General features: G+C 69.7%; 25 protein-coding genes and 1 tRNA gene. 9 read left to right on the top strand and 17 right to left on the bottom strand.

Features of this window, described 5'->3' with window-relative positions; all coding sequences use genetic code 11:
• Nucleotides 1-18: 18 nt before the first annotated feature.
• A complete protein-coding gene (locus V7D63_RS06100) occupies nucleotides 19-1035 on the top strand; it encodes an HlyD family secretion protein (RefSeq protein WP_333591375.1) in 1017 nt (338 codons plus the stop codon).
• 107 nt (nucleotides 1036-1142) lie between these two features.
• Here the strand turns inward: V7D63_RS06100 and V7D63_RS06105 are convergent, their stop codons facing one another.
• The 3 genes from V7D63_RS06105 to V7D63_RS06115 form a co-directional block, all read right to left on the bottom strand.
• Complete coding sequence (locus V7D63_RS06105) at nucleotides 1143-1439, bottom strand: hypothetical protein (RefSeq protein ID WP_333591376.1); 297 nt, start codon at nucleotides 1437-1439, stop codon at nucleotides 1143-1145.
• 154 nt (nucleotides 1440-1593) lie between these two features.
• Complete coding sequence (locus V7D63_RS06110) at nucleotides 1594-2385, bottom strand: enoyl-CoA hydratase-related protein (RefSeq protein ID WP_333591377.1); 792 nt, start codon at nucleotides 2383-2385, stop codon at nucleotides 1594-1596.
• Nucleotides 2386-2457: 72 nt separating this feature from the next.
• Nucleotides 2458-2607 (bottom strand): hypothetical protein, encoded by a 150-nt coding sequence (locus V7D63_RS06115; RefSeq protein ID WP_333591378.1) that lies wholly within the window; start codon nucleotides 2605-2607, stop codon nucleotides 2458-2460.
• Nucleotides 2608-2766: 159 nt separating this feature from the next.
• On the opposite strand from V7D63_RS06115, the gene V7D63_RS06120 reads away from it, so the two are divergent.
• Both V7D63_RS06120 and V7D63_RS06125 read left to right on the top strand, forming a co-directional pair.
• Nucleotides 2767-2976, top strand: coding sequence for a DUF1289 domain-containing protein (locus V7D63_RS06120; RefSeq protein WP_333591402.1), 210 nt, complete (start codon nucleotides 2767-2769; stop codon nucleotides 2974-2976).
• Nucleotides 2977-3070: 94 nt separating this feature from the next.
• Nucleotides 3071-3595, top strand: a complete 525-nt coding sequence (locus V7D63_RS06125; RefSeq protein WP_333591379.1) for a TIGR02281 family clan AA aspartic protease — start codon at nucleotides 3071-3073, stop codon at nucleotides 3593-3595.
• Here the strand turns inward: V7D63_RS06125 and V7D63_RS06130 are convergent.
• From V7D63_RS06130 to V7D63_RS06145, 4 genes are all read right to left on the bottom strand, one after another.
• Nucleotides 3592-4416 (bottom strand): sulfite exporter TauE/SafE family protein, encoded by an 825-nt coding sequence (locus V7D63_RS06130; protein ID WP_333591380.1) that lies wholly within the window; start codon nucleotides 4414-4416, stop codon nucleotides 3592-3594. The genes V7D63_RS06125 and V7D63_RS06130 overlap by 4 nt on opposite strands.
• Nucleotides 4417-4441: 25 nt before the next feature.
• Nucleotides 4442-5092: a hypothetical protein gene (locus V7D63_RS06135; protein WP_333591381.1), complete on the bottom strand. Its 651-nt coding sequence runs from the start codon at nucleotides 5090-5092 to the stop codon at nucleotides 4442-4444.
• Between the two features lie 256 nt (nucleotides 5093-5348).
• On the bottom strand, nucleotides 5349-6359 hold the full coding sequence (gene dusA, locus V7D63_RS06140) for a tRNA dihydrouridine(20/20a) synthase DusA (RefSeq protein ID WP_333591382.1): 1011 nt from the start codon (nucleotides 6357-6359) through the stop codon (nucleotides 5349-5351).
• Nucleotides 6360-6400: 41 nt separating this feature from the next.
• Nucleotides 6401-8248: a monovalent cation:proton antiporter-2 (CPA2) family protein gene (locus tag V7D63_RS06145; protein WP_333591383.1), complete on the bottom strand. Its 1848-nt coding sequence runs from the start codon at nucleotides 8246-8248 to the stop codon at nucleotides 6401-6403.
• A gap of 139 nt (nucleotides 8249-8387) precedes the next feature.
• Here V7D63_RS06145 and V7D63_RS06150 point away from each other — a divergent pair, with 139 nt between their 5' ends.
• Nucleotides 8388-10190, top strand: coding sequence for a vWA domain-containing protein (locus tag V7D63_RS06150; RefSeq protein ID WP_333591384.1), 1803 nt, complete (start codon nucleotides 8388-8390; stop codon nucleotides 10188-10190).
• Nucleotides 10191-10193: 3 nt separating this feature from the next.
• Here V7D63_RS06150 and amaB read toward each other — a convergent pair whose 3' ends face one another.
• The gene (amaB, locus tag V7D63_RS06155) at nucleotides 10194-11708 is read right to left on the bottom strand and encodes an L-piperidine-6-carboxylate dehydrogenase (RefSeq protein ID WP_333591385.1); all 1515 of its coding nucleotides are present in this window, start codon (nucleotides 11706-11708) and stop codon (nucleotides 10194-10196) included.
• 129 nt (nucleotides 11709-11837) lie between these two features.
• Between amaB and V7D63_RS06160 the strand changes: the two genes are divergently transcribed.
• From V7D63_RS06160 to V7D63_RS06170, 3 genes are all read left to right on the top strand, one after another.
• A complete protein-coding gene (locus tag V7D63_RS06160; protein ID WP_333591386.1) occupies nucleotides 11838-12410 on the top strand; it encodes a hypothetical protein in 573 nt (190 codons plus the stop codon).
• A 79-nt stretch (nucleotides 12411-12489) separates the two neighbouring features.
• Complete coding sequence (locus V7D63_RS06165) at nucleotides 12490-14952, top strand: sensor histidine kinase (protein ID WP_333591387.1); 2463 nt, start codon at nucleotides 12490-12492, stop codon at nucleotides 14950-14952.
• A gap of 252 nt (nucleotides 14953-15204) precedes the next feature.
• Nucleotides 15205-15278: transfer RNA gene (locus V7D63_RS06170), tRNA-Gly, on the top strand.
• A gap of 32 nt (nucleotides 15279-15310) precedes the next feature.
• Here the strand turns inward: V7D63_RS06170 and V7D63_RS06175 are convergent.
• A complete protein-coding gene (locus V7D63_RS06175) occupies nucleotides 15311-16396 on the bottom strand; it encodes a restriction endonuclease, SacI family (RefSeq protein ID WP_333591388.1) in 1086 nt (361 codons plus the stop codon).
• Between the two features lie 13 nt (nucleotides 16397-16409).
• On the opposite strand from V7D63_RS06175, the gene V7D63_RS06180 reads away from it, so the two are divergent.
• Nucleotides 16410-17558 carry a DNA cytosine methyltransferase gene (locus tag V7D63_RS06180; RefSeq protein ID WP_333591389.1) on the top strand — a complete coding sequence of 383 codons (1149 nt, stop codon included), beginning with the start codon at nucleotides 16410-16412 and terminating at the stop codon, nucleotides 17556-17558.
• Between the two features lie 64 nt (nucleotides 17559-17622).
• Here the strand turns inward: V7D63_RS06180 and V7D63_RS06185 are convergent, their stop codons facing one another.
• The 6 genes from V7D63_RS06185 to V7D63_RS06210 form a co-directional block, all read right to left on the bottom strand.
• Nucleotides 17623-18561 carry a TraB/GumN family protein gene (locus tag V7D63_RS06185; RefSeq protein ID WP_333591390.1) on the bottom strand — a complete coding sequence of 313 codons (939 nt, stop codon included), beginning with the start codon at nucleotides 18559-18561 and terminating at the stop codon, nucleotides 17623-17625.
• A 43-nt stretch (nucleotides 18562-18604) separates the two neighbouring features.
• Entirely contained in the window at nucleotides 18605-18793 is a 189-nt protein-coding gene (locus V7D63_RS06190; RefSeq protein WP_333591391.1) for a helix-turn-helix transcriptional regulator, read from the bottom strand.
• Nucleotides 18794-18804: 11 nt separating this feature from the next.
• The gene (locus tag V7D63_RS06195; protein WP_333591392.1) at nucleotides 18805-19221 is read right to left on the bottom strand and encodes a hypothetical protein; all 417 of its coding nucleotides are present in this window, start codon (nucleotides 19219-19221) and stop codon (nucleotides 18805-18807) included.
• Nucleotides 19222-19336: 115 nt separating this feature from the next.
• Nucleotides 19337-20572 (bottom strand): DNA recombination protein RmuC, encoded by a 1236-nt coding sequence (locus tag V7D63_RS06200; RefSeq protein ID WP_333591393.1) that lies wholly within the window; start codon nucleotides 20570-20572, stop codon nucleotides 19337-19339.
• Between the two features lie 59 nt (nucleotides 20573-20631).
• Nucleotides 20632-21231, bottom strand: coding sequence for a recombination mediator RecR (gene recR, locus V7D63_RS06205; RefSeq protein WP_333591394.1), 600 nt, complete (start codon nucleotides 21229-21231; stop codon nucleotides 20632-20634).
• A gap of 1 nt (nucleotide 21232) precedes the next feature.
• A complete protein-coding gene (locus tag V7D63_RS06210) occupies nucleotides 21233-21562 on the bottom strand; it encodes a YbaB/EbfC family nucleoid-associated protein (RefSeq protein ID WP_333591395.1) in 330 nt (109 codons plus the stop codon).
• Between the two features lie 138 nt (nucleotides 21563-21700).
• Here V7D63_RS06210 and V7D63_RS06215 point away from each other — a divergent pair, with 138 nt between their 5' ends.
• Entirely contained in the window at nucleotides 21701-22315 is a 615-nt protein-coding gene (locus V7D63_RS06215) for a malonic semialdehyde reductase (RefSeq protein ID WP_333591396.1), read from the top strand.
• A gap of 2 nt (nucleotides 22316-22317) precedes the next feature.
• Here V7D63_RS06215 and V7D63_RS06220 read toward each other — a convergent pair whose 3' ends face one another.
• Together V7D63_RS06220 and V7D63_RS06225 are read right to left on the bottom strand one after the other, a co-directional pair.
• Nucleotides 22318-22974 (bottom strand): hypothetical protein, encoded by a 657-nt coding sequence (locus V7D63_RS06220; RefSeq protein ID WP_333591397.1) that lies wholly within the window; start codon nucleotides 22972-22974, stop codon nucleotides 22318-22320.
• Between the two features lie 307 nt (nucleotides 22975-23281).
• The coding region (locus V7D63_RS06225) for a DNA polymerase III subunit gamma/tau (RefSeq protein WP_333591398.1) at nucleotides 23282-24495 on the bottom strand (1214 nt) is incomplete at its 5' end.

The raw sequence follows: 24495 nt of genomic DNA on the forward strand, positions 1-24495 counted from the left end.
TTGCACTAGGATTCCGTCATGCCCGCCTTCCTGAAGAGCAAATGGACCTGGATCGGCCTGGTGCTGATCGTCGTCGCCCTGGGCGGCTTCACGGTCATGCAAGGCAACGCCGCCAAGAAGAAGGAGGCGGACGAAAAAGCCGCCGCCGAGAAGCTGGAAAGCCCCTATGCGGCGGTCGCCAACGGCAAGACCGACGTCGAGGGCGGCATCATCCAGGTCGCGGCCCGCCGCGGCGGCGTGGTCAAGGCCGTCTATGTGCAGGAAGGCGACCGCGTCACCGCCGGTCAGATCCTGGCCCGCCAGGAAGACGACGAGCCGCGTCTGGGCGTCGAACGCGCCCAGGCCGAAGTGGCCCAGGCCGAGAGTCAACTGGCCTCGATCCGCGTCGACATCAACACCGCCCAGCGCGAGCTGGAGCGTCTGCAACGCCTGGTGGACACCAATTTCGTCGCCGCCCAGCGCGTCGACCAGGCCCGCGACGCCGTCGCCTCGGCCCAGGCCCGCATGGCCGCGCAGCAGGCCTCGGTCCAGACCGCCCGCGCGCGTCTGAGCGAGGCGGCCTACAACCTGGAGCTTACGGTCATCCGCGCGCCGATGAGCGGCCGCATCGTGCGCCGCTACGCCAACCCCGGCGCGGGCGCCTCGACCCTGAACGTGTCGAACATGTTCGATCTGGAGCCGGACGCCCCGCGCATCGTCCGCGCCGAGATCGTCGAGAGCGACATCCCCAACATCACCGTCGGCCAGGCCGTCGAAATCCAGCCCGAGGGCGATCCGTCCAAGACCTATGTCGGCGCCGTGCTGCGCCGGGCCGCCGTGTTCGGCGCCCGCAAACTGGCCTCGGACGACCCCAGCCAGCGTTCGGACGAGCGGGTGGTCGAGGTGGTCGTCTCGGCCGGGGACGCCCCCCTGCTGATCGGCCAGCGCGTGCTGGTGAAATTCATGAAGCCCGGCCAGACGGCGGGCGCCCGTCGCGCCGCGACGGCCGGCGTCGGTCCCGACCGCGCCATGCGGGCGCCGGCCAAGGCGGGCTGACCGCCCCGTCCTTCGTCCCATGAGGTCCGCCCCATGAGAAAGGCCCCGGCGATCCGCCGGGGCCTTCGTCGTTTCAGGGTCGGGCGACGCGGATCAGCGCGCCATCCTCAGCGCGTCAGGGCGGCGCAGCGGCCCGTCAGCTCGGCGTGCAGCGGGGCGCGGGCGGTCTCGTCGCCGCGACGCATCATCAACCGGGCCTGGTCGCGGGCCTGGTCGGCCTGACGACGCAGTTGGATCGGCTTGGCGGCGCGGTCGCCCATGCGGGCTTCAAAGACCGAGGCGTCCTGACCCGCGCCGGCGGCCAGACCGGAACAGCGGGCCAGTTGGACATAGTCCCGATCCGTGGCGACCGAGGCGGCGTCGGTGGACAGGGCGAGGGCGGCGAAAACGGCGAGCAGGCTCATGGCGATCTCCTCGGGAACCGAAATGTTCCCGGTCGCGATTACCTCTCCATCTCTACCTATCCGCAAGTTACGATGCGTTCAGATACAGTATATATGCATTAAACTATCGAAATGTACTTATGTGCAATTCGCAATTACAAATCGGTATGCCAGATCAGAAGCGAGGCTGGCGTTTCTCCAGGGCGGCGGCGACGCCTTCCTGATGATCCGTGCTCAGATGAGCAACAGCTTGCAGGGCGGCGGTGGCGTCCAGCACCTGATCCATCGGCGCTTCCCGCCCCTGACGCAACAGGGCCTTGGTCATGCGCAGGGCCTGGGCGGGCTGGACCGCGATCTGGCCGGCCAGGGCCAGGGCCTCGTCCATCAGGGCGTCATGGGGAACGACGCGGCCGACCATGCCCCAGTCGGCGGCCGTGGCGGCGTCGATGGTCTTGGCCGTGAACAACAGTTCGGCGGCGCGGGCGTAGCCGGCATAGCGCGGCGTGATCCAGCCGCCCCCGTCGCCGGGCACGAGACCCAGTTTCAGAAACGGCAGGCCGAAGACGGCGCGATCCGAGGCGATGCGGATGTCGGCCAGGCCCGCGATGTCGCAGCCCAGGCCCATGGCCGGGCCGTTGACAGCCGCGATCAGCGGGACCTCCAGCGCGTACAGCGACCGCACGATGCGATGGACCACGGCCTTGTAGCGCTCGCGGATCTCGGTCTCGCCGCCCGCGAACAGGCCGGTCTTGTCGCGCATGGCCTTCAGGTCGCCGCCCGCCGAAAAGGCCCGGCCCGCGCCCGTCAGGACGACGCAGCGCACGTCCATGTCGGCGTTCACGGCGGCGCAGGCGTCCGCGAAGGCGGTCTCGTCGCCCAGATCCGGCAGGGCGTTCAGACGCTCGGCCCGGTCCAGGGTCCAGATCTCGACGGCGCCGCGCCGTTCGCGCCGGATCAATCCGCTCATCACCCGCTCCAGAATTGAAAAACCCCGGCCTTATTCAGGGCCGGGGCGTTGGGGATCAAGGGAAAGCAGGCCCTAGCGGCGCTTCTTGATCTCGATGGGGACGAAGTTCGAGGGGTGGCTGACCACGCGCCCGGCGTTCGCCTGTTTGGTGTTCACCAGCATCCCGCCCCACAGGGCGAAGGACATCATGGCGTGCTGGAGGTTGCGCTCCTTGTCGTTCATTCTTGGCGTCTCCTTTCGCAGAACGATGAAAAGAGACACGTCGTGCTGTTCGGGGGTCTCACCCTCATAGTCGTTTCGCGTCAGGGCGTAAGATAGTTGATCGGGCCGAAAATTGCAAGATTTTCGCTCCGGCGCCGGATTGTTTTTCGCAAGGTCGTCATCTTGGACTCTTCCACCCCGCCCCGTTCCATCGCCACGCCCTGCGTCAAGGTCTGCATCGTCGACGGCGCCTCGGGCCTGTGTCTGGGCTGTTATCGGACCCTGGCGGAGATCGGCGGCTGGAGCGGGCTGACGGACGAACGGCGCGCGGCGGTCATGGCCGAACTGCCCGGGCGGAAAGAGCGCATCGACCCGACTCTGCGAGGTTAAGGGCCGTCAACCACGTCGCTTCACGGCATTCCAACCGGCCCCGGTTATGACGGTCGCTGGACGCAAAAGGCGTCCGTGTGACGCATGGGTTTGAATGATCCGTCTCGCCGCCTCCTCCGTCGCCGTCGTGAGCCTGGCCATGGCGACCTCGCTGAGCGCCGCCTTCTGGCTGAACCGGCTGGGCGGGCCGGGCGAGGCCCAGGCCGCGCCCCAGGCCGTCGCCGCCCCAGCCCCGAACGCGCGCGCCACGGGATCGGCAGCCCAGGTGGTGAAGGGCGCGGACGGCCACTATTGGGCCGACGCCCGCATCGACGGCCGCGCCGTGCGGGTGATGATCGACACCGGCGCGACGGTCGTGGCCCTGACGCTGGACGACGCGGCCCGCCTGGGCGTGGTCCCGAACGAGGCCGATTTCACCCGGACGGTGCGCACGGCCTCCGGCCCGGTTCCGGCCGCGCCGGTGCGGCTGAAGGCCGTGTCGGTGGGCCGGGCCGAGGTGCGCGGCGTCGACGCCCTGGTGTTGCAGGACGGCCTGCCGCATTCGCTTCTGGGCATGAGCTATCTGGGGCGGCTGTCGGCCTTCGAGGCGACGCCGACGGGACTGACGCTGCGGCCCTAGAGCGCCTTCGCCACCACCGACAGGGCGGTCAGGGCCAGATAGGCGGCGAAGGCCTTCTTCAGCACCCGCTTGTCCAGCCGATGCGCCAGCCGCGCGCCGTAAGGGGCGACCAGCGTCGTCACGATCCCCATGATCGCGGCGGCGGGCAGGTTGACGTAGCCCAGCGACCAGGGCGGCCGTCCGGCCGCGTCCCAGCCGAAGACGACGAAGCCCAGGGTCGCCGCCGCGCCGATGACCATGCCGAAGCCCGAGGCCGTGGCCACCGCCTGGTGGATCGGTCGGCCGCACAGGGTCATCAGCATGCCGCCGAAACTGCCGCCGCCGATTCCCATCATGGCCGACAGGGCGCCGATCACGCCGCCGACGAGACGCCGCGTCCAGCCCGTCGGCAGATCGCGCCGCAGGGTCATGTGATCCGGCGCCAGCCCCATCTGCGCCGCGATCCCCGCCAGACAGACCCCATAGACGACCGCCAGCCCCTGCATCGAGGTGAAGCCCGCGACGGCCGCGCCGACCAGGGCGCCGATGCCGACCCAGGGGGTCCAGGCCTTCAGCACCGCCTCATCCACCGCCCCGTGTTTCCGGTGCGCCGCCAGCGATCGCCACGAGGTGCCGACGATGGTCAAAAGCGAACTGCCGACCGCGACGTGTAGGTTGCCTTCACCGCCGACGCCCAGCAGTTCAAAAGCGTAGAACAGCACCGGCACGATCACCGTGCCGCCGCCGACGCCGAACAGGCCCGCGATCAGCCCGGCGAACACCCCCGCCCCGATCATGGCGGCCGACAGCAGCAACAGCTCGGACAGGGGCAGGCCGGTCATGGTTCCGGCTTAGGCCGACACCGGGTCAGAAGCGATAGCTGAGACCGATCTGGGCGACGGGATAGAGGCTGAAGTCCGCCTCCTCCTTGATCCGCTCGGCCTCGGCGTCCAGGCGTTGGCGGAAGGCGGCGCTATTGGACAGGCTCCCGCCTTGCGCGTTCAGGGTCACGTCCGGGCTGTCGCCGACGGCCACCCCGATCAGGGCGCGCACGCCGACCCGCCAGCGGCCGGTGAAGGTGTTGTCGAAGCCCAGGCCGACGAAGGGCGTCACCTCCGGCAGGGTCGCCGCCCCGGTCAGCTTGCCGACCTGTCCGGGCGTGAACATCGCGCCGCCGATCTCGACCGGCGTGACCGGCTCGGCCTCCAGCCGCAGCTCGCGCGCGCCCAGATAGGCCCCGCCCGAGATGAACCAGGCGTCGCGGAACGGATGCAGGTCGATGAAACCGCCGACGGTGTCGAAATCCAGCTCGGCCCCATAGTCGACGCCGCTGTAGGTCTGGTCGAAATCGTGTCTCAGCCGGTCGATCCCGCCGCGCACCACGAAGGCCGGACTCAGCGCCAGCTTGATCTCGGCGCCGACGCCCAGGGTCCCGGCGTGGACCGACGCCGCCGTCTGGGCCGAGGCCGCCCCCGCGACGCACGTCAGGGCCAGGCTCAACATCGCCGTTCGGATCATGGACAGCTCCCCCAGGTCGGGACCATGACCGGGGGATTCGATTAAGAAAGGCCTGTCTTCTCGTTCAAGATCGACGACTGAGTTTTCTCCGCGTCCCCGGCGAATGCCGGGGTCCAGATGGGGAGTCTCCGTCGCCTGCCGACGCCAACCTGGTCCTGGCCCCAGAGATCGAGGTTGGACCTGGCCCCCGGCGTTCGCCGGGGAAACGGTGGATGGAGCGCCGATGCTCAAGGCGGGTTCAGCCAAGAAAACCCTGTCAGGCCGCCTCGCGCCGCGCCTCGGCCTGGCGCACGGCGTCGGCGGCGCGATCGACGACCTCCAGCCCCGCGCCGGGGCGGATGGACTCGACCGTCAGGATGCGGCGGAAGGCCCGCGCGCCGGGGCGGCCGTGCATCAGCCCCAGCATGTGCCGGGTCATGGCGGGCAGGTGGACGCCCTCGTCCAGCCGCGCGGCCATATAGGGACGGTAGCGCTCCAGCGCGGACCAGACGTCGACGTCGGGCGTCGCCGCGCCGAACAGACGGCGGTCGATCTGACCCAGCAGGGCCGGCTCATGATAGGCGGCGCGACCCAGCATGACCCCATCCAGGGCCACGCCGTCCGAGGCGTCCAGATGCGCCTGGGCCTGGTCCAGATCGGCGATCCCGCCGTTGATGCAGATCGTCAGGTGCGGCCGCTCGCGCTTCAGACGGCGCACCAGGGCATAGTCCAGCGGCGGCACGTCGCGGTTCTCTTTGGGCGACAGCCCCTTCAGCCAGGCCTTCCTCGCATGGACGATGAAGGTGTCGATCCCCACGCCCGTGCAGGCGTCGACCGTGGCGAACAGGCTGACGGCCGGGTCCTGGTCATCGACGCCGATGCGGCATTTGACGGTGGCCGGCACGGCGACCGCGGCCTTGATGGCGGCCATGCAGTCGGCGACCAGTTCCGGCTCGCGCATCAGGCAGGCGCCGAAACGGCCGGACTGGACCCGGTCGGACGGGCAGCCGACGTTCAGATTGATCTCGTCATAGCCAAAGGCCGCGCCGATGCGGGCGGCCTGGGCCAGTTGTTCCGGCTCGGACCCGCCCAGCTGCAGGGCCACCGGATGTTCGACCTCGTCGAAGCGCAGCAGCCGTTCCGGGTCGCCGTGGATGACCGCCGGGGCCGTGACCATTTCCGTATACAGCAACGCCCGCGTCGTCAGGGCGCGGTGGAACGCCCGGCAGTGCCGGTCCGTCCAGTCCATCATCGGGGCGACCGACAGGCGGTGCGGAGAAAACGTCATGGGGCGCGGCCTTTACACCATGCGGGGTCGGCAGGCGACCGTCAGGCGTCCTCCTCCTCCAGCGCCTCGGCGGCCTCCTCGTTGAGGGCCTGGCCCTCGTGGCGGGGTTTGACGTAGGGCGCGGGCTGGGGCGTGGCCATGTTGCCGCGCATCAGGTGCACGCCGGCCCTGATGTCGCCGCCCGCGAGTTGGAGCGTGAACCGCTCCTCGTCGCGCGCACGCAGGTCGCGGATGGTCTCCTCGGCCTCCATGTGGCTGAAGCCCAGGTCGATCAGCACCTGATGGGCGAAGACCAGGGCGCTCTCGAAGGTCTCGCGGATCTGATATTCGACCCCGGCCTGGACCAGGCGCAGCGAATGGCCGCGGTCGAAGGCGCGCACGAACAGCTTGGTCAGGGGAAACTCGGCCTTGACCAATTCGACGATGCGGTCGGCGACCTCGGGCTTGTCGACGCAGACCAGCACCGTCTCGGCCTTTTCGACGCCGGACGCGCGCAGCACGTCCAGCCGCGAGCCGTCGCCGTAATAGACCTTGAAGCCGAACTTTCCGGCCGCCTGGATCATCTCCACGTCGTTCTCGATGATCGAGACATCGACGTCGCGGGCCAGCAGGGGCTGGGACACGACCTGGGCGAAGCGGCCGAAGCCGATGATCAGCACCCGCTCGCGCAGGTTCACCGCCCGGTCCACGCCCTCGGCGCCGTCGGGATCGCTGGTCTCCTTGGGCAGCAGGCGGCGCGCGGCCAAACTGGTCAGGGGCGTCAGGGCCATGGACAGGATGACGATGGCCGTGGCCGCCGAGGCGATGCGCGGATCGAACACCCCCGCCGTCAGGGCCGCGCCATAAAGGACGAAGGCGAACTCGCCCCCTTGCGCGAACAGGACGGCGCGCTCGACCGCCTCACGCTCCGAGGCCTTGAACAGGCGCGCGACGCCATAGATGGCCACCGCCTTGACCGCCATGAAGGCGATGACCCCGCCGACCACGACCCGCCAGTCGACCGCCACCACCGCCAGATCCAGCGACATGCCGACCGACAGGAAGAACAGGCCCAGAAGAATGGCGCGGAACGGCTCCACATCGGCTTCCAACTGATGCCGGAAGGTCGATTCCGACAACAGCACCCCGGCCAGGAAGGCGCCCATGGCCATGGACAGGCCGCCCGCGTCCATCAACCAGGCCGCCCCGACCACGACCAGCAGGGCGGCGGCCGTCATCACCTCGCGTCCGCCATAGCGGGCCAGGATGCGGAACACCGGATTCATCAGATAACGCCCGGCCAGGAAGACGACCGCCAGGGCGCCGACCGCCAGGCCGACGGTCTGCCACAGGGGCGGTGCGGCCTCGGACGCCACGCCGGTGGCCGAGGCGATGACCGCCACGATCGCCAGCAGCGGCACGATGGCCAGGTCTTCCAACAGCAGGATGGACACCGCCCGCTGACCGGCCGGGGACCCCAGCTCGCCGCGCTCGTCCAGCATCTGCATGATGACGGCGGTGGACGACAGCACGAAGCCCATGGCGACGATGAAGGCCACCGCGACCGACAGGCCCGCCGCCATGCCGGTCAGGGTCAGCAGAAAGCCCGCGCCCAGCACCTGGGCCGCGCCCAGGCCGAATATCTCGCGCCGCAGGCTCCACAATCGGCTGGGCCGCATCTCCAGGCCGATGATGAACAGGAAGATGACCACGCCGAACTCGGCGACGTGCAGGATGGTCTCCGGCTCACGGAACACGCCCAGGCCGAAGGGACCGATGGCCAGGCCGGCGGCCAGATAACCCAGCACCGAACCCAGTTGCAGCCGCCGGAACAGGGGCACCGCCGCCACGCCGGCCGCCAGCAGCACCGCCGCATGGCCCAATTGCAGTCCCGTCGCGCCGTCGGCCATGGATGTTCCCCCGTTCGATCCGACGCCCATATTGGGGGCGGGCGAGACCGTTTGCGAGGGGGAGACGGCGCCGATCGCCACAGTTTGGTCGAAAGATCACGGATCACTGGCGATCCCGGGGGGCGAACGGAGAAGCGGCATGCGCGTGCTGAAGTCCGGTTTGGCGGTTCTGACGGCGTTGAGCATCGGCGCCCCGGCGGGAACCGTCCCCTCATCGGCCCTGGCCCAGACCACGAACGGAGACGGCGAGGCCACACCCGCCGCCTGCCGCGCCTACGGGTTCGAGCTGGAGCCGCCGGCGCCGCCGATCCAGCGGGCCTATGCCGCCGCGCCCGCCGTGGGCGGAACCGCGCCGCCCCTGGCCCGGCCGATTCCCCCGACGAAGAAGCAGGAGCGCGTCCCCTACGCGCCGCCGCCTCCGCCGCCGCCGCCGCCGTCAGGCGCGCCCGTCGTCCTGAACGAAGTCGTGGTCAGCGGCTCGCACGTCATGGGCCGCTTGCCGTCCGCCGCCGACACCGAACGCTATCGCGACGCCACGCCCAATCCGGTCAGGCGAACCGCCGACCAGCCGGTGTCGACCTTCTCGATCGACGTGGACACCGCCGCCTATGCCAACGTCCGCCGCTTCATCGACGAGGGCCGGGCGCCGCCGCGCGACGCCGTGCGGGTCGAGGAGATGATCAACTATTTCGACTATGGCTACGCCCGGCCCGAACGGGCGGACGAACCGTTCGCGGTGACGGCCGAGGTCGCGCCCTCGCCCTGGGCGCCGGGCCGCCAGATCGTCCATGTCGGGCTGCAAGGCTATGAACTGCCGACGGCCGAGCGGCGGCCGCTGAACCTGACCTTTCTGGTCGATGTCTCCGGTTCGATGAGTTCGCCCGACAAGCTGGCCCTGGCGAAACAGGCGATGAACCTGATCATCGACCGGATGAGACCCCAGGACACGGCGGCCGTGACCTATTACGCCGAGGGAGCGGGCACGACCCTGGCGCCGACGCCGGGCACGGACAAGCTGAGGATCCGCTGCGCCGTCGCCAGCCTGCGCGCCGCCGGGGGCACAGCCGGGGCGACCGGCATGACCAACGCCTATGACCAGGCCCAGGTCAACTTCGCCCGCGACCGGGTCAACCGCATCCTGATGTTCACCGACGGCGACTTCAACGTCGGCGTCACAGACGACAAGCGGCTGGAGGACTATGTCGCCGACAAGCGGGCGACGGGAATCTATCTGTCGGTCTACGGCTTCGGGCGCGGCAATTATCAGGACGCGCGGATGCAGGCGATCACCCAGGCCGGGAACGGCACGGCCGCCTATGTCGACGGACTGAGAGAGGCGCGCCGCCTGTTCGGCCCAGCCTTCGACCGAGGCGCCTTTCCCATCGCCGACGATGTGAAGATCCAGGTCGAGTTCAACCCGGCCCGCGTCGCCGAATGGCGGTTGATCGGCTATGAGACCCGGCTGCTCAACGAGGCGGATTTCGCCAACGACCGCGTCGACGCGGGCGAGGTCGGATCGGGCGCCAGCGTCACGGCCCTGTATGAGATCACCCCCGTCGGCGGGCCGCCCCAGGTTCCCGACCGACGCTATGAATCCGCCCGTCCGCAGGCGGCGCCGGGCGCGCCCGGAAACGAGCTGGCCTTCGTCCAGATCCGCTACAAACCGCCCGGCCAGGCGATGTCGCGCCTGATCCAGCACCCGATCCGCGAGGGGGTGTCCAACGCCCTGGGGCGGCCGGGCGAGGCGACGCGCTGGGCCTTGGCGGTGGCCGCCTTCGGCCAGAAGCTGCGCGGCGATCCGTGGATGGCGCCTGACTTCGGCTGGGACCGGATCGTCGAGCTGGCCCAGGGCGCGCGCGGCGACGACCCCTATGGCGACCGGGCCGAGTTCGTGCAGTTGGCGCGGGCCGCCGCGACCCTGCCGGAGCGGCGGGAGCCTTGAGGTTCAAACCTCGAACCTGACCCCCTGGGCCAGCGGGAGGGCGGCGCTGAAATTCACCGTCTGGGTCTGGCGGCGCATATAGGCCTTCCAGGCGTCCGAGCCGGATTCGCGGCCGCCGCCGGTCTCCTTTTCGCCGCCGAAGGCCCCGCCGATCTCGGCGCCCGAGGGACCGATGTTGACGTTGGCGATGCCGCAGTCCGATCCCCAGGCCGACAGGAAGGTCTCGGCCTCGCGCACGCTGTCGGTGAAGACGCAGGACGACAGCCCCTGGGGGACCGCGTTCTGCAGCGCCACCGCCTGGTCGAAATCGCTCCAGGTCAGGACATAGAGGATGGGAGCGAAGGTCTCGTGCATCACCACCTCGGTCTGGGCGGGCATGCGCACGACGGCGGGGCGCACATAGACGCCGCCCGCGTGCTGGACACGGGTTCCGCCCGCCACGATCCGGCCGCCCTGGTCCACCGCCTGGGCCAGGGCGCGGTCGAAGGCGGCGCCGGCGTCTTCGTCGATCAGGGGACCGACCAGGGTCCCGGCGTCGCGCGGATCGCCGATGGGCAAGGTGGCGTAGGCGCCGGCCAGCCGCTCGACCAGACCGTCGGCGACGGTCTCATGCACCAACAGGCGGCGCAGGGTGGTGCAGCGTTGCCCGCAGGTGCCGACGGCCGAAAAGGCGATGGCGCGCACGGCCATGTCCAGGTCGGCCGAGGGCGTCACGATCATGGCGTTGTTGCCGCCGAGTTCGAGCAACGACCGACCCAGCCGCGCCGCCGTCGTCGCCGCCACGGCCTTGCCCATGCGGGTCGAACCGGTGGCCGAGACCAGGGGCACGCGCGGATCGGCGGCCAGGGCCGCGCCCGCCTCGCGTCCGCCGATCAGAAGCTGGTTCAGGCCCTGGGGCGCGTCGGAACCGAAGCGGGCGGCGGCGCGGTCATAGACGGCCTGGACGCCCAGGGCCGTCAGCGGCGTCTTTTCGGACGGCTTCCAGATCACCGGATCGCCGCAGACGAAGGCCAGGCAGGCGTTCCACGCCCAGACGGCGACCGGGAAGTTGAAGGCGGTGATGACGCCGACGGGACCCAGCGGCTGCCACGTCTCGCGCATATGGTGGCCGGGACGTTCGCTGGCCAGGGTCAGGCCGTAGAGCTGACGCGACAGGCCGACGGCGAAGTCGCAGATGTCGATCATCTCCTGCACCTCGCCCAGGCCTTCGGAGACGATCTTGCCGGCTTCGAGGGTGACGAGGCGAGCGAGGTCGTCCTTGGCCGCGCGCAGCTCCTCGCCCAGCAGGCGGACCAGTTCGCCCCGGCGCGGCGCGGGCAGGCGGCGCCAGATCTGAAAGGCGGCGACCGAACGGGCGATGACGGCGTCGACATCCGGCGTGACCGCGACCTGGGCGCCGGTCGAGCCGTCGATGGGCGAGCGCGTCGCCAGGCCCTGGCCCGAACCTGGGTCCCAGGCCGAGGCGGGAACGCCCAGCCGGTCCAGGATGGCCTTCGCCTCGTTCGCCGCGGTGGTCATGTGCGTCTTCCCCGTGTTGGGCTTGGCCTTAGAGCGAAAGCGGTTCCGGGTTAACCCCCGCTTCACCCTTCCGCTTGACCGGGCGTCAATGCTCGCGGGCGCATTGTGACCGTCAGCGGAGGGTGCAGAATGGCGCGCGCGCAATTCCAAAAAGGCCAGAAGGTCTGGGTCGAGTGCGTGGGCGCCTGGGCCAATATCGAAAAGGTCCAGCCCGTCTGGGCCAAGGGGTTCGAGGAACCCGTGCGCGTCACCTATGACGTGGGCCTGGGCCGTGAATTCACCGGCAATGAGCTGATGCTGCCGGTCGAGGACCAGGCGGCGAACGGCGACATGGGCGACTGGCGGCTGCTGCGTGCGCGCAACAAATGGCAGATGGCCGAGGATTGTCCGCACCATCCCTTTCCCGGCACCTATCCGGTGGTGGTGACCGATCCGGCCGACTGGGGCGGATGGCGCGTGCCGGGCGCCGAATACGACCGCGATCCCGAGCGCATCGAGTTCCAGGCCCGGCTGATCGCCGCCGCGCCGCGCCTGATGGGCCTGGCCCAGGCCCTGGCCGACATGGTCGGCGAGGCGCCCGACGACGCCCCGGCCGAGGCCCTGGTCCTGGCGCGGCAGGCGCGTGAGATTCTGCGCGGCGTCACCGACGTCCTGGCCCCGCCGACCGAGGCCCCCGCGCCGCGAACCGTGAAAGCCGCCTGACCGGCGACCTTGCGCCTCGACAGGATTCCGCGACGCAGCCTAGATTCCCACGGTTCGCCGAATCGCACGGGAGAGCGCCTTGACCGCGGACGAGCGGCCCAGGGAACGTCGGATTCAGGGGTCGGGTCGCCGCGCCTCGGACCGCCTCAAGGCCCCACCGGCCTGGGCGCGCATCCTGCTGCTCGCCGTGACCCTGGGCGTCGCCGCCTATGTGCTGCTGTTCGCGCGCGAGATCGCCCGCCCGGCGCGCGACGCCGACCATCTGCGTCAGGCGGCGGTCCAGAGCGACGCCGACCTGCTGGCCGCGCGGTTCGAGACCCGGCTGACCGCCGCCCGCGCGGGCCTGGCGGCCGGACAGACGGCGCTGGACCTGGGCGCGACGCCGAGCGAGGCCGTCGAAACCGCCCGAACCCTGGCGCCCGACAGCGCCTTCGCCGTGCTGGACGTCGAGGGCGCGGCGACGGCCGCGGCCGGGGCGGCGCCCGGCGCCTTCGCCGCGGTGACCGCCGAGGCGCCCCGCGCGGCGCCCGACAAGTCCGGCGTGCTGATCGCGGCCGAGGGCGCGGAGCCGCGCCTGGTCGCCCGCATCGCCCCGCCCGTGCTCCAGGTGGACGTGGCCGGACGCCCCAGGCCGACCCTGTCTCTCGTTTCGACCTCGGGCGTGCTGGCGTCGACCGACGCCGCGCGCACCGGTCGGCCGCTGACGGCCGTCGGCCTGACGCCTGACGCCCTTGTCGGGGGCAGTCCGGCACGCACCGTCGCGGTGGACGAACATAGTCTGATGACCGCCGTCGGCGCGGCGGGCGGCGGCGTCTTCGCGGTGGCCTCCACCCCGGTCGATACGGAGGCGGCGGCCTTGCTGAACGACGCCTGGGTCTTGGCCGCGCCGCTGGTGCTGGGCGTGGCCGTACTGTTTCTGGTGCTGTTGAACCGTTGGCGTCAGGCCAGGATCAGCCGCCAGTGGGCGGCGTCCGAACGGCGTTTCCGCGTCGCCGTCGAGGCCGCGCGCTGCGGCGTCTGGGAATGGGACGCCGAGGGCGGCGAGGTCGATCTGTCGGACTATATGGCCGTTCTGATGGGCTTTCCCCAGGGCGGACCCGTGTCGGCCGAGGCCTTCATGGCCCGCATCCACGCCCGCTATCGCCCCCAGGTCGATCACGCCCTGCGCCAGGCCGCGGCCTTCGGCGCCTTCGATGTCACCTTTCCGGTCCAGGGCGAGGACGGACGGGTGCGTTGGATCGACGCCCGGGGCCAGGCGCGCGGCGACCGGGGCGAGACGGGGTTCAGCTCCATCCTGGGCGTGGCCCTGGACATCACCGAGGCCCGCCGCGCCCGCGCCCAGGCCCAGGCCGCCGAGAGCCGCCTGCGCGACGGCATCGAGAGCGTGTCGGACGCCTTCGTCCTGTTCGACAAACAGGGGCGTCTGCTGCTGTGCAACCAGGCCTTCCAGGACGCCTTCGGCTTCGCCCCCGGCGTGGTGCAGCGCGGGGCGCTGAAGGACGAGTTGAACCGCATCGCCGCCCTGGCCATCACGGCCGAACACCCCGGCGCGGGCGGCCGGGCCGGCGCACGCGAGGTCGAGCTGAACGACGGGCGCTGGCTGCAACTGATGGAGCGGTTCACCTCGGACGGCGGCTCGGTGGTCACGGCCGCCGACATCACCGCCATCAAGCTTCAAGAGGCCGAGCGACAGAGGGCGTCCGACAATCTGCGCGCCATGGTCGATCAGTTGGAGGCCAGCCAGGAGAAGCTGTCGCTGCTGGCCCGCAAATATGAGATCGCCATGACCCGGGCCGAGGCCGCCAACCAGGCCAAGTCCGAATTCCTGGCCAATATGAGCCACGAGCTGCGCACGCCGCTGAACGCCATCAACGGCTTTTCCGAGATCATGGCCGCCGAGATGTTCGGCCCGCTGGGCGATGCGAAATACAAGGGCTACGCCGCCGACATCCACCGCTCGGGCCAGCACCTGCTCAGCCTGATCAACGACATCCTGGACATGGCCAAGATCGAGGCCGGCAAGATGCGGCTGCACTATGAGGCGGTGTCGCTGAAGGAGGTCTGCGACGACGCGGTGCGGCTGATGCGCGGCAAGGTCGAGGACGCGGGCCTGACCCTGACCGTCGAGGCGCCCGCCGACCTGGCCGAGATCGAGGCCGACCATCGCGGCTGCAAGCAGGTGATGCTGAACCTGTTGTCCAACGCCATCAAATTCACGCCCGAGGGCGGCTCGATCACCGTGCGGCTGGCGCCGCTGGGCGACGACAGGGTGCGGGTGGCGGTGGCCGACACCGGCATCGGCATCGCCGCCGACGACCTGGCCCGGCTGGCGCGGCCGTTTGAACAGGTCGAGGGCCAGCACTCCAAGACCACGCAAGGCACCGGCCTGGGCCTGGCCCTGACCAAGTCTCTGATCGAGATGCACGGCGGGACCCTGCACATGGAAAGCCGCCCCGGCGAAGGCACCACCGTGTCGTTCGACCTGCCGATCCGGCGGCCGACGACACAGGCGGAACCCGCGGACCAGGCCCGCGCGGCCTGAGGGCCACGCCGAGCCGTCTGGAAAAAAACGGGGTCTATCGAGTCTATCGAGTCGATTTTGACGGACGTTCGAGCCAGCTCGGACGCACGCTTAACAGGCGTCTGCGCCGGATACGGACGCCAGGGTTCGCGGCGCCTCCAGGACCACGCTTGGAGCCGGGATCGATCCGGCCCGCCTTCCATTCATACGCGCCCTGCCCGCCCCGCGCTTGAGCGCGTCCGAGGGGTGGGATAGATCAGGTCCCGGGCCATCGCGGGCATGATGTAGTGGTAGCCTGGCAGCTTCCCAAGCTGCTCGTGCGGGTTCGATTCCCGCTGCCCGCTCCAGCCCCCGGCGGACGCCCGGAGGCGCACACCTCTCACGCGTCGGCCAGGACCTGTTTGACGTGTTGGACCGTGTCATCCTTGGCCCGCATCAGCCCCAGGTGCTGGTTCAGGATCTGCGTCACCTCGGCCCAGGCGATGGGCGGGGCCAGGGCGATGACGCCCGCGGCGAAATCCCGGGCCGAAACGAAGGTCAGGTCGAAACCCTTGGTCTCATAGTCCTGAACGATCGCGGGCAGGGATTCCTGGGCGCCTCCGTTCGGGCCGTAGACGAACAGCATGGTCGAACCGCCCTTCTTTCTCACCTTGGTCACCGCATGATCGACGGCCGCGCGGGTGAAGGACTTGTCCTTGGCCTCGCAGCAATAGCGCAGGGTCTTGCCGTCGGCCTCGAAGACATCGACGTCCGAAACCTCATTGGAGGAGGCGCCGCTCTGATTGGCGGGATGGGAGGCGACCTTGAGGGTTCCGCCCTGAGACCTGGAGACCAGTTCGAACAGGAGCGCCGCCACCAGTGCGAGGCTCTCGCCCTCGCACGACCGCGCCAGAAGGCGGTCGCAGAGCTGCTCGAGCGCGCGCTTGCTGACGACCGCGTCGAAACGGGTCTCATCAAACGTGATCACCCGGCTTTCGAGCTTGAGAATCCGGGCCAGGACGGCGATCAGCGCGTCCTTGCCGTTATCCTCTGCATTGACCCGTTCGAACACGGCGATCAGCCGTTCGAGCGTCTGGCGGTCCCTGCCGCGCCGGACGGCGTTATCGACGCTCAGATGGGTGTAGCGCGCCGGCTTGTTCAAAAACGGCTCGTTCGATCCGCCCAGCCGTTTTTCCAGCGCGGCCTGTTCAAACGGAACGACCACGGCATGACACAGGGTGCGGGCGTCGAACGCCCCGGCCAAGGGCGCGCCCGCCTGAAGCGCCAGCGGATCGGTGTCGGGATTCACGGCCTTCGCTAGCATTCCAGTCAGCAGGATGTAGCGATAGGTTCGGTGCGTATGGCCGATGATTTGTTCGATCATCGTCTCCATATCGCGAGGGAGACGGTATGATCCGGTTCGGGCCAGATCGGTCGCCTCGGCGAGCACTCGCCGGGCCTGCGCGCTATCAACGTAAATCGGCACTCGGAGCTTTCCTGTGAACCCGGTCGTCAACCTAACCAGAGGTGGAAACCGGCGAACGGAAGTTCAAGCCAGGCCCAGCGCGGTCTCGCTGTTTTCCGGCGCCGGGGGCATGGACGTCGGCTTTCGTCAGGCGGGCTTCGACATCCTGTGGGCCAATGATCTGGACAAGGTCGCCGTCGAGACCTACCGCCGTAATCTCGGCGACCACATCGTCTGGGGCGACATAGAGGATCACCTGTCGTCGCTGTCGCGGTTCGCCGGGGTGGATTGCCTGTTCGGCGGGCCGCCGTGCCAGGGCTTCTCCGTGGCCGGAAAGATGGCGCCGGACGATCCCCGCAGCCAACTGGTCAGGTCCTTCATGCGGGCCGTCGAGATTGTGCGGCCGCGCGCCTTCGTCATGGAGAACGTCAAGGCCCTGGGCACGCTGGCCAAGTTCAAACCGGTTCGGGACGACCTGCGCGCCAGCGCCGACAGACTGGGTTACCGGACCGAGCTGCACATCCTCAACGCCAAGGATTTCGGCGTCCCCCAGGCCCGCGAGCGCGTGTTCTTCGTCGGGTTTTTGGACGCGGAGCCGGTTCAGTTCGAGGACCGTATCCGCAAGCATCGCCGCGCGCCGATCACCACGCTGGAAGCGTTGCGAAAGACCGGGCCGCAGGGCACGGCCGCCAACCCCAAGACCTGCAACGCCGTGATCACCATCGCCGAGCGACCGGTGCTGCGACGCAGCCCCTATGCGGGAATGATGTTCAACGGACTGGGGCGGCCCCTGAACCCGCACGCTCCATGCGCCACGCTTCCAGCCTCCATGGGCGGGAACAAGACGCCCATCATCGACGAGCGGCAGTTCTTCGGTGACGGAACGAGCTGGATCGAGACCTACCACGCCCATCTGATGACGGGCGGCGCGCCTTCCACCCTGCGTGAGGCGCCTGGGCATATCCGCCGCCTCACCCTGGAAGAGGCGCGCATCCTGCACACCTTCCCCGAGGGCTATGACTTCGCGGGCGGCCGATCCGCGACCTATCGACAGATCGGCAACGCCGTTCCCTGTGATCTGGCCCTGGCCGTCGCCCAGGCCACGATCGACGTGCTCGAGGACGGCGCGATCGACGATGAGGGCGACCACGAACCGTCGTTGCGGTTCGCCTTCGGATCTTGAACGGACAGGCCCGGTCGAGCGGATCGCATCGGCCGGGCCTGTCCTCGATCAGGGCCGCGAGACCCTATTCGACGCGGTTGGCGGTGATGCCCTTGCGCGCCAGGAAGGTCTGGACGCTGGTGTCGCCCACCAGATGGCCGGCGCCGACAGCGACGAAGGTGACGCCCGAGCCTTTCAGGCGCTCTTCGATCTGGTTGGCCCAGTCGGCGTTCCGGTCGGTCAGCATGATGCGGTACAGGGCCGGATAGTCGCGAGCCATCTCCTCGACCATGACGGCGTCCAGGGCCTCGGTGTCGCCCGCGCGCCAGGCGGCGACCATGCCGTCCAGCATCTCGGCGGCGCGGTCATAGTCGTGCAGCGTCGAACGCAGGAAGCCGAGCTGCATGTCCTCGGGCATTTCGGCCAGCATGCGCACCTGCTGCTCCAGGCTCTCGAAGGAGTGGATCGACTTGCCCGCGGTCTTGGCGCGCGCCAGCAGCGTCAGTTCGACGCCCGAGGCGGGGTCGTAGCCGGCCTTGGTCAGCGGGGCCATCGACAGGGTCAGGCCCGCGAACCACGGACGCAGCGGGTCCATCTGGGCCGCCGAGGCGCCGATGGCGCGGGCGGCGACGTCCAGATGCGCGATCTCGTCCGCCGTCAGCAGCGACGACAGCGGCCGGTCCATCGAGAGACCGTGTTGTTGGATCAGCGGCATGATGGCGGCGGTGTCGTCGGGGTTGTCGATCTCGAACCAGACGTCCTGGGCGCTGTCGAAGGCCTGGTCGACGCGGGCGCTGGTCCAGTCGGTGCCGGGCTTCAACACATGGACGGTGCCGAACAGATAGATCGTCGAATCCGCGTCGCGCACGACCCACAGGGCCGGGGCGGCGTCCTGCGCATGGGCCGGGGCGGGCGTCAGCAGCGGCAGGGCGACGGCGGCCGTCAGAGCCAGGCCCAGGGCGGTCCCGGCGATGGCGCGGCCCGCGCGGACGACCGTGGCGGAGAAGAAGGAAGTCAGGCTCATGATACGCATTCCGATGGTGGGATTGAGAGGATTGTATGGCCGGTCAGGCCGAGAAGATGGCTTCGATCGGCTGGCCGAAGACGGCGGCGATCTTGAAGGCCAGAGGCAGGGACGGGTCATAGCGGCCGGTCTCCAGCGCATTGACGGTCTGGCGCGAGACGCCGAGCCGCGCGGCCAGATCGGCCTGGCTCCAGTCGTGTTCGGCGCGCAGCACCTTGAGACGGTTGTTCATGTCATGACCCCCTATCGATGCCGCAGCCACCACAGGCCCCAGGCCAGCAGATAGCCCGTGACCATCAGCAGCAGCATGCCCATGGCGCCGGTGGCGGCGTAACCGGCCGGGGACGCCGGTTCGAGCAGCACCGGCACGGTCCAGCCGCGCCCCGTCGGCGTCATGGCCAGGATGAGCAGCACCCCGCCGACGGCCATGCCGCCGCTGCCGCCCCAGTACCAGGACCATTTGTGCGCCTCCTGCGCCGCCTCGTCGATCGACGCCATCCAGGCGCCGCCGATCCACATCGCGCTGAGCATGCCCAGGACGGCGGCGACCCACATGGCCCCGTCGTTCTGGGCGCCGATGCGGGCGAAGACCAGCGCCAGGATCAGCAGGATGAACCCTCCCCCCCGGGCGATGAACGATCGTGCACGTTGCCAACTCATGGAAAACACCCCTGTCGTTTTGACAAGTGAGCTTTACTTGCGTTGGTGCGTTTGTGTCAAGCGTCTTTGTCAAAACGACAAGCGAGCTTTTCTGGTCCGACCGTCGGGCGCGGCTTCAGATCGGCGGATCGAGCGGCGTCGGGGCGGCGAGCTTGCTGAGGGGGCGGGCCTGGGTGACGATGTCGTCCGGCGCCGGAATGGCCCGATCCGACGACGCCGACAGCCCCTCGAACCGACGCGCCTGGGTCAGGACGTTCCGCTCCAGCGACCCGGCGAAATCATTGTAGCGCTCGACCGCCCGGTCCAGGGCCGAACCTAGGTCCTGGGCGTATTTGGCGATGACCGACACTCGCTTGTGCAGCTCGCGGCCCGCATCGGCGATCTCGCGGGCGTTGGCGGCCTGATCTTCGGCTCGCCACCCATAGGCCACGGCCTTGAGCAGGGGGAACAGCGCCATCGGCGTGACGACCGCGACCCGCTTCTCCCAGGCCTCGGCCACCAGATGGGGCTGACGTTCGGCCAGGCAGGCGAAGGCGCTTTCCAGCGGCATGAACAGCACGACGACATCGGGAGAACGACTGTGCGGCGGTTTGTCGAAGGCGTTCCAATAGGCCTTGGACGACAGGTTCTGGATGTGCCGCCGCACCGAGTCGGCGTGGGCGTTCAGCGCCGCTTCCCGGGTCAGGTCGTCGGTCGCCTCCAGCGAGGCCTGATAGTCGGTCATCGAGACCTTGGAATCGATGACGAACAGCCCGCCGCCCGGCAGCCGCACCACGACATCGGGACGCAGGCGGCCGTCATCGCCGCCGACCGACACCTGTTCGTCGAAGTCGATGCCCGCGCGCAGCCCCGCCAATTCGAGGACGTTGCGGAGCATCTGTTCGCCCCATCGTCCCTGAATGCCCGCACCCCGCCTTAGGGCGTTGGACAGCTTCCGAGCCTCGTCCTGGGTGGCGGCCGAGACGGTCATCAGTTGTTCGATCTGGGTCTTCAGCCCCGCACCGTCGGCGATGCGCTTTTCCTCGACCTTGGCGACGTGTTCGGCGAAGGCCGTCAGCCTGTCGGTCATCGGCTTCAACTGAGCTTCCAGCTTCTGCTGGGCCAGCAGGTCGCGCTGGCGCAGCGATTCGTCGGCGCGTTTGAGCACCTCTTCGGCCACGGCGCCGGCGGTCTGACCGGCCTGGGCCTTCAGATAGTCGGCCATGGCGCCGCGGCTGTCCTCGGCCGTCTCCAGCCGGGCCTCGGTCGCGCGCAGGTCGCCCTTGGTTCTTTGCCATGCAGCGAAGGCCCACAGGAAACCCGCCGTGGCGACGACCGCCAGGACCAGCAGGATCAGCTCAAGCGTGTTCATGCTGTGTTCCTAGCGGGAGTCGGGGGTGCGGTCACCCTCTCCCGGGGAAGAGGGAGGAATTACGCCGGGCGCCGCGCCCGCAGCGCCTGGACGATGGTGCCGTCGTCCAGCCAGTCCAGGTCGCCGCCGACGGGGACGCCGCGGGCCAGGCTGGTGACCTCCACTCCCGATCCCGCCAGGCGTTCGGCCAAGTAATGGGCCGTGGTCTGGCCGTCGACGGTGGCGGGCAGGGCCAGAACCACCTCACGCGTTCCCGCGCCCGCCCTCTGGACCAGTTCGGCGACGCGCAGGGCCTCGGGACCGACGCCGTCCAGGGCCGACAACAGGCCGCCCAGCACATGATATCGGCCGCGAAAGGCGCCCGACCGCTCCATGGCCCACAGGGCGCCGGCTTCTTCGACCACGCAGATCAGGGCGCCGTCACGGGCGTCGTCGGAACAGATGGCGCAGGGATCGCGGGTGTCGGGCGCACCGCAGACCCCGCAGGACCGCACCTTGGCCGCCGTCTCGGCCAGCGAGGCCGCCAGCGGCTCCAGCAATTGTTCGCGCCGCTTCAGCAGGGCCAGGGCCGCGCGCCGGGCCGAACGCGGACCCAGGCCCGGCAGCTTGGACAGCAGGCCGATCAGGCGCTCGATCTCGGGTCCGGCGGAGGCGGCCATGTCAGAAGAGTTTGGGCATTCCGGGGATGTTCATCCCCGCCATCGGCCCGGCGGCCTCGCGCATCAGGGCGCCGTTGATCTCGTCCAGGCGGCGTTTGGCGTCGGCGTGGGCGGCCTGGATCAGGTCGGCCAGGATGTCGGCCTCGCCGGGGACCATCAGGCTGGGGTCGATATGGATCGCGGTGATCTCGCCCGGCCCTTTCAGGCCGATCGTCACCAAGCCGCCGCCCGAGGAACCCTCGGCCGTGGTGTCCGCCATCCTGGCCTGGGCGTCTTGCAGCCTTTGCTGCATCGCCTGGGCCTGCTGCATCAGGGAATTGAGGTCTTTCATGCCCCCTAGATAGGGCGATCCGCCGCCTCGCGACAGGTCTGGATCGACGATCCATCAGCGCCGCGAGGTCTTGACGCCGTGAAGATGCTCCCTATTTGATATCCGCATCTGTTGCAGTTTTGATTGAGGGAAGCCGCCATGCCTTTCGACGCCGTGTCCAGCCGGGACGCCGCCCTGTCCGACGCCGCCCTGGGGCAACTGTTCACCGAGGCGCGCACGCGCAACGCCTGGTCCGACCGGCCCGTGCCCGAGGCCCTGCTGCGCAAACTGTACGACCTGACGAAATTCGGCCCGACGGCGCTGAACGCCACGCCCGCGCGGCTGGTGTTCGTGACCTCGCCCGAGGCCAAGGCCAAGCTGGCGGCGCTGATGAGCGAGGGCAACCGCGCCAAGACCCTGCAGGCGCCGGTCAATGTGATCATCGGCCATGACGTGGATTTCCACGACACCCTGCCGACCCTGTTTCCGCACGCGCCGGGCGCGCGCGACTGGTTCCCCGACGCCCAGGCGCGGCGCGAGACCGCGTTCCGCAACGGCTCGCTGCAAGGCGGTTATCTGCTGATCGCGGCGCGCGCCCTGGGCCTGGACGTCGGTCCCATGTCGGGCTTCGACGCCGAGGGGGTGAAGCGGGAGTTCTTCCCCGGCGATGCGGTCGAGCCGAACTTCATCGTCAATCTGGGCTATGGCACGGACGAGAATCTGTTCCCGCGTTCGCCCCGGCTGACGTTCGACGAGGCGGCCCGGATCGTCTGAATTCAGTCGCCGTCGCGCACTCTGGCCGACGGCAGGCCGTCCAGGCTGAGTTGGGCGATGGCCGCGGCCAGGGCGATGTTGGTCTCGACCACCGGATCGACCAGGGCCAGGGTCGCGGCCGCATCCCCCGCGACCGTCGCCGCCGCCGTATAGCGGGCGGTCAGATGCCGGTCGGGACCTTCGACATAGGTCTCCGAGAACAGCACGGCCTCATCGCCCGCGACCCCGGCCAGGACGCACTGATGACCGCGCAAGCCCCCCTGGCGGATGCGGCGGAAATGCACGACCGGTCCCCGGTCGGGGAAACGGGCGATGCACGCCTGGGCGTCGTTGAACACCGACTGGCGGCCTTCCTCGGGCGCCGCGCCGTCGCCGGTGACCGAGGTCGTGTTGTCGAAACTCATGTCAAAGGCCCAGTCGGCGCCGGCCGGCGGCGGCGTGGGCACGGCGGCGCGGATCAACGGCTCCATCCGGTCGCGCACATCGGGAAAGGACACGCCCAGGGCCTGAGCCAGGGGACGCAGCTTGTCCAGGAGCTGGCGCGAGATGTCCGATATCTGGTCGGCCAGAGGCGGTTCGGCCGTCGGCTCCTGGGCCGCGGCCGGGTCGGCCGACGCCAGCCCGGCCGCCAGGGCCAGGGCGATGGTGAGATGGCGCATGACGTCCCCCTGTGCGTTCGCATCCGCATCAGGCCATGACGCGGGCGGATGCGCGAGGGCCGCAGGGCGTGCTGACAGGTTTCGTCAGGCCGGGTGCGGTTCTCCCTCCCCTTGATGGGGAGGGTGGACGCGAAGCGGACGGGTGGGGTGGAGGAGCGGCGTATACGCCGCGACGACGAAAACCGCGCGCTCCGACGTCGGGACGGTCGTGCCTATTCCAACAGGAACCGAGCGTGGCGTCTCGCCCCCACCCGTCTTCGCCTTCAGCTCAGACACCCTCCCCACTCCGGGGGAGGGAGAAGCCTGATCAGTCTTCGGTTTCGTCCGCCTCGTCGGGGATGGTCGGCAGCTCCAGCGGCGGGGCCAGGGTCTTCACCTCGCCGATCTTGGCGCCGGGAAAGGCCTCCAGCACCGACAGGACGAAGGGGTCGGCAGCGACCTCGGCCCGTTCCTGGGCGCGGCCGCGGCGTTCCTGTTCGATCAGGGTCTCGCCGCCGCCCTGGCCGTTGGCGGCGACCAGCCAGGTGCGGCCGGTCCAGTCCTTGAGCCGCCCCGACAGGCGCCGCGCCAGATCGGCGGGGGCGCTGGGTCCGCTCTCATAGACGATGGCGCCGGGCTTGAAGCTGACCAGCTTCACATGCTGCTGCACGTCCAGTTGCAACTTGATCTCGCGCTTGTGGCCGATCAGGGCCACGACGGCGTCGAAGGTCTGAGGATCCGGCAGGGCGGGCGCCGCGACCGGCCGCGCGGCCAACTGGGCGGAGGCGCCGCCCCCTGCCCCGCCGCCGCCGCGCGGCGCGCCGCCGCCGGGACCGCCGGTGACCGGTTCGCCCGCGTGCAGACGCTTCAGCGCCTCTTCCGGTCCGGGCAGGTCGGCGGCGTAGGCCAGACGCACGATGGCCATTTCGACCGCGTCCGCCGGGTTCGGCGCGCGCCGCACCTCTTCCAGCGCCTTCAACAGCATCGACCATGTCCGCGACAGGGTTCCGGCCGGAATGGCCGCGCCCAGGGCCGCCAGCTTCTGGGCCTGGTCGTTGGGCAGGCGCGTCGCCTGGGGACCCAGCATCTTGGCGACCGAGGCGGCGTGGCAGTGCTCCAGCAGGTCGTTGGTCACCTGCACCGGATCGGCGCCGAAACCGTAGAGGGTGCGGAACCCCTCCAGCGCCTCGGGCGTGCGCCCGGCCATGATCGATTCGAAAAGCTGGATGGTCTGGCCGCGGTCGGCCAGGCCCAGCATGTCGCGCACCACCTCGGCCTTGACCGTGTCGCCGCGCTCGCCCTGGACCAGGGCCTGGTCCAGCAGCGACAGGCCGTCGCGCACCGACCCCTCGGCCGAGCGGGCGATCAGGGCCAGGGCCTCCTGTTCGATCCGCATGCCCTCCTTGTCGGCGACGCGGCCCAGATGCTCGACCAGCACCTCCGGCTCGACCCGGCGCAGATCGAACCGCTGGCAGCGGCTCAGGATCGTCACCGGCACCTTGCGGATCTCGGTGGTGGCGAAGATGAATTTGGCGTGCGGCG

The organism is Brevundimonas sp., from assembly GCF_036732845.1.
Taxonomy (GTDB): domain Bacteria; phylum Pseudomonadota; class Alphaproteobacteria; order Caulobacterales; family Caulobacteraceae; genus Brevundimonas.

What these genes read in the sequence shown, in the direction of transcription:
- V7D63_RS06200 (WP_333591393.1), bottom strand. Translation starts at nt 20,572, where the DNA reads ATGAACACGCTTGAGCTGATCCTGCTGGTCCTGGCGGTCGTCGCCACG.
- V7D63_RS06110 (WP_333591377.1), bottom strand. Translation starts at nt 2,385, where the DNA reads ATGAGCGGATTGATCCGGCGCGAACGGCGCGGCGCCGTCGAGATCTGG.
- V7D63_RS06190 (WP_333591391.1), bottom strand. Translation starts at nt 18,793, where the DNA reads ATGAACAACCGTCTCAAGGTGCTGCGCGCCGAACACGACTGGAGCCAG.
- V7D63_RS06145 (WP_333591383.1), bottom strand. Translation starts at nt 8,248, where the DNA reads ATGGCCGACGGCGCGACGGGACTGCAATTGGGCCATGCGGCGGTGCTG.
- V7D63_RS06210 (WP_333591395.1), bottom strand. Translation starts at nt 21,562, where the DNA reads ATGAAAGACCTCAATTCCCTGATGCAGCAGGCCCAGGCGATGCAGCAA.
- V7D63_RS06195 (WP_333591392.1), bottom strand. Translation starts at nt 19,221, where the DNA reads ATGAGTTGGCAACGTGCACGATCGTTCATCGCCCGGGGGGGAGGGTTC.
- V7D63_RS06100 (WP_333591375.1), top strand. Translation starts at nt 19, where the DNA reads ATGCCCGCCTTCCTGAAGAGCAAATGGACCTGGATCGGCCTGGTGCTG.
- V7D63_RS06135 (WP_333591381.1), bottom strand. Translation starts at nt 5,092, where the DNA reads ATGATCCGAACGGCGATGTTGAGCCTGGCCCTGACGTGCGTCGCGGGG.
- V7D63_RS06150 (WP_333591384.1), top strand. Translation starts at nt 8,388, where the DNA reads ATGCGCGTGCTGAAGTCCGGTTTGGCGGTTCTGACGGCGTTGAGCATC.
- recR (WP_333591394.1), bottom strand. Translation starts at nt 21,231, where the DNA reads ATGGCCGCCTCCGCCGGACCCGAGATCGAGCGCCTGATCGGCCTGCTG.
- V7D63_RS06105 (WP_333591376.1), bottom strand. Translation starts at nt 1,439, where the DNA reads ATGAGCCTGCTCGCCGTTTTCGCCGCCCTCGCCCTGTCCACCGACGCC.
- dusA (WP_333591382.1), bottom strand. Translation starts at nt 6,359, where the DNA reads ATGACGTTTTCTCCGCACCGCCTGTCGGTCGCCCCGATGATGGACTGG.
- V7D63_RS06220 (WP_333591397.1), bottom strand. Translation starts at nt 22,974, where the DNA reads ATGCGCCATCTCACCATCGCCCTGGCCCTGGCGGCCGGGCTGGCGTCG.
- V7D63_RS06115 (WP_333591378.1), bottom strand. Translation starts at nt 2,607, where the DNA reads ATGAACGACAAGGAGCGCAACCTCCAGCACGCCATGATGTCCTTCGCC.
- V7D63_RS06160 (WP_333591386.1), top strand. Translation starts at nt 11,838, where the DNA reads ATGGCGCGCGCGCAATTCCAAAAAGGCCAGAAGGTCTGGGTCGAGTGC.
- V7D63_RS06215 (WP_333591396.1), top strand. Translation starts at nt 21,701, where the DNA reads ATGCCTTTCGACGCCGTGTCCAGCCGGGACGCCGCCCTGTCCGACGCC.
- amaB (WP_333591385.1), bottom strand. Translation starts at nt 11,708, where the DNA reads ATGACCACCGCGGCGAACGAGGCGAAGGCCATCCTGGACCGGCTGGGC.
- V7D63_RS06125 (WP_333591379.1), top strand. Translation starts at nt 3,071, where the DNA reads ATGATCCGTCTCGCCGCCTCCTCCGTCGCCGTCGTGAGCCTGGCCATG.
- V7D63_RS06185 (WP_333591390.1), bottom strand. Translation starts at nt 18,561, where the DNA reads ATGAGCCTGACTTCCTTCTTCTCCGCCACGGTCGTCCGCGCGGGCCGC.
- V7D63_RS06130 (WP_333591380.1), bottom strand. Translation starts at nt 4,416, where the DNA reads ATGACCGGCCTGCCCCTGTCCGAGCTGTTGCTGCTGTCGGCCGCCATG.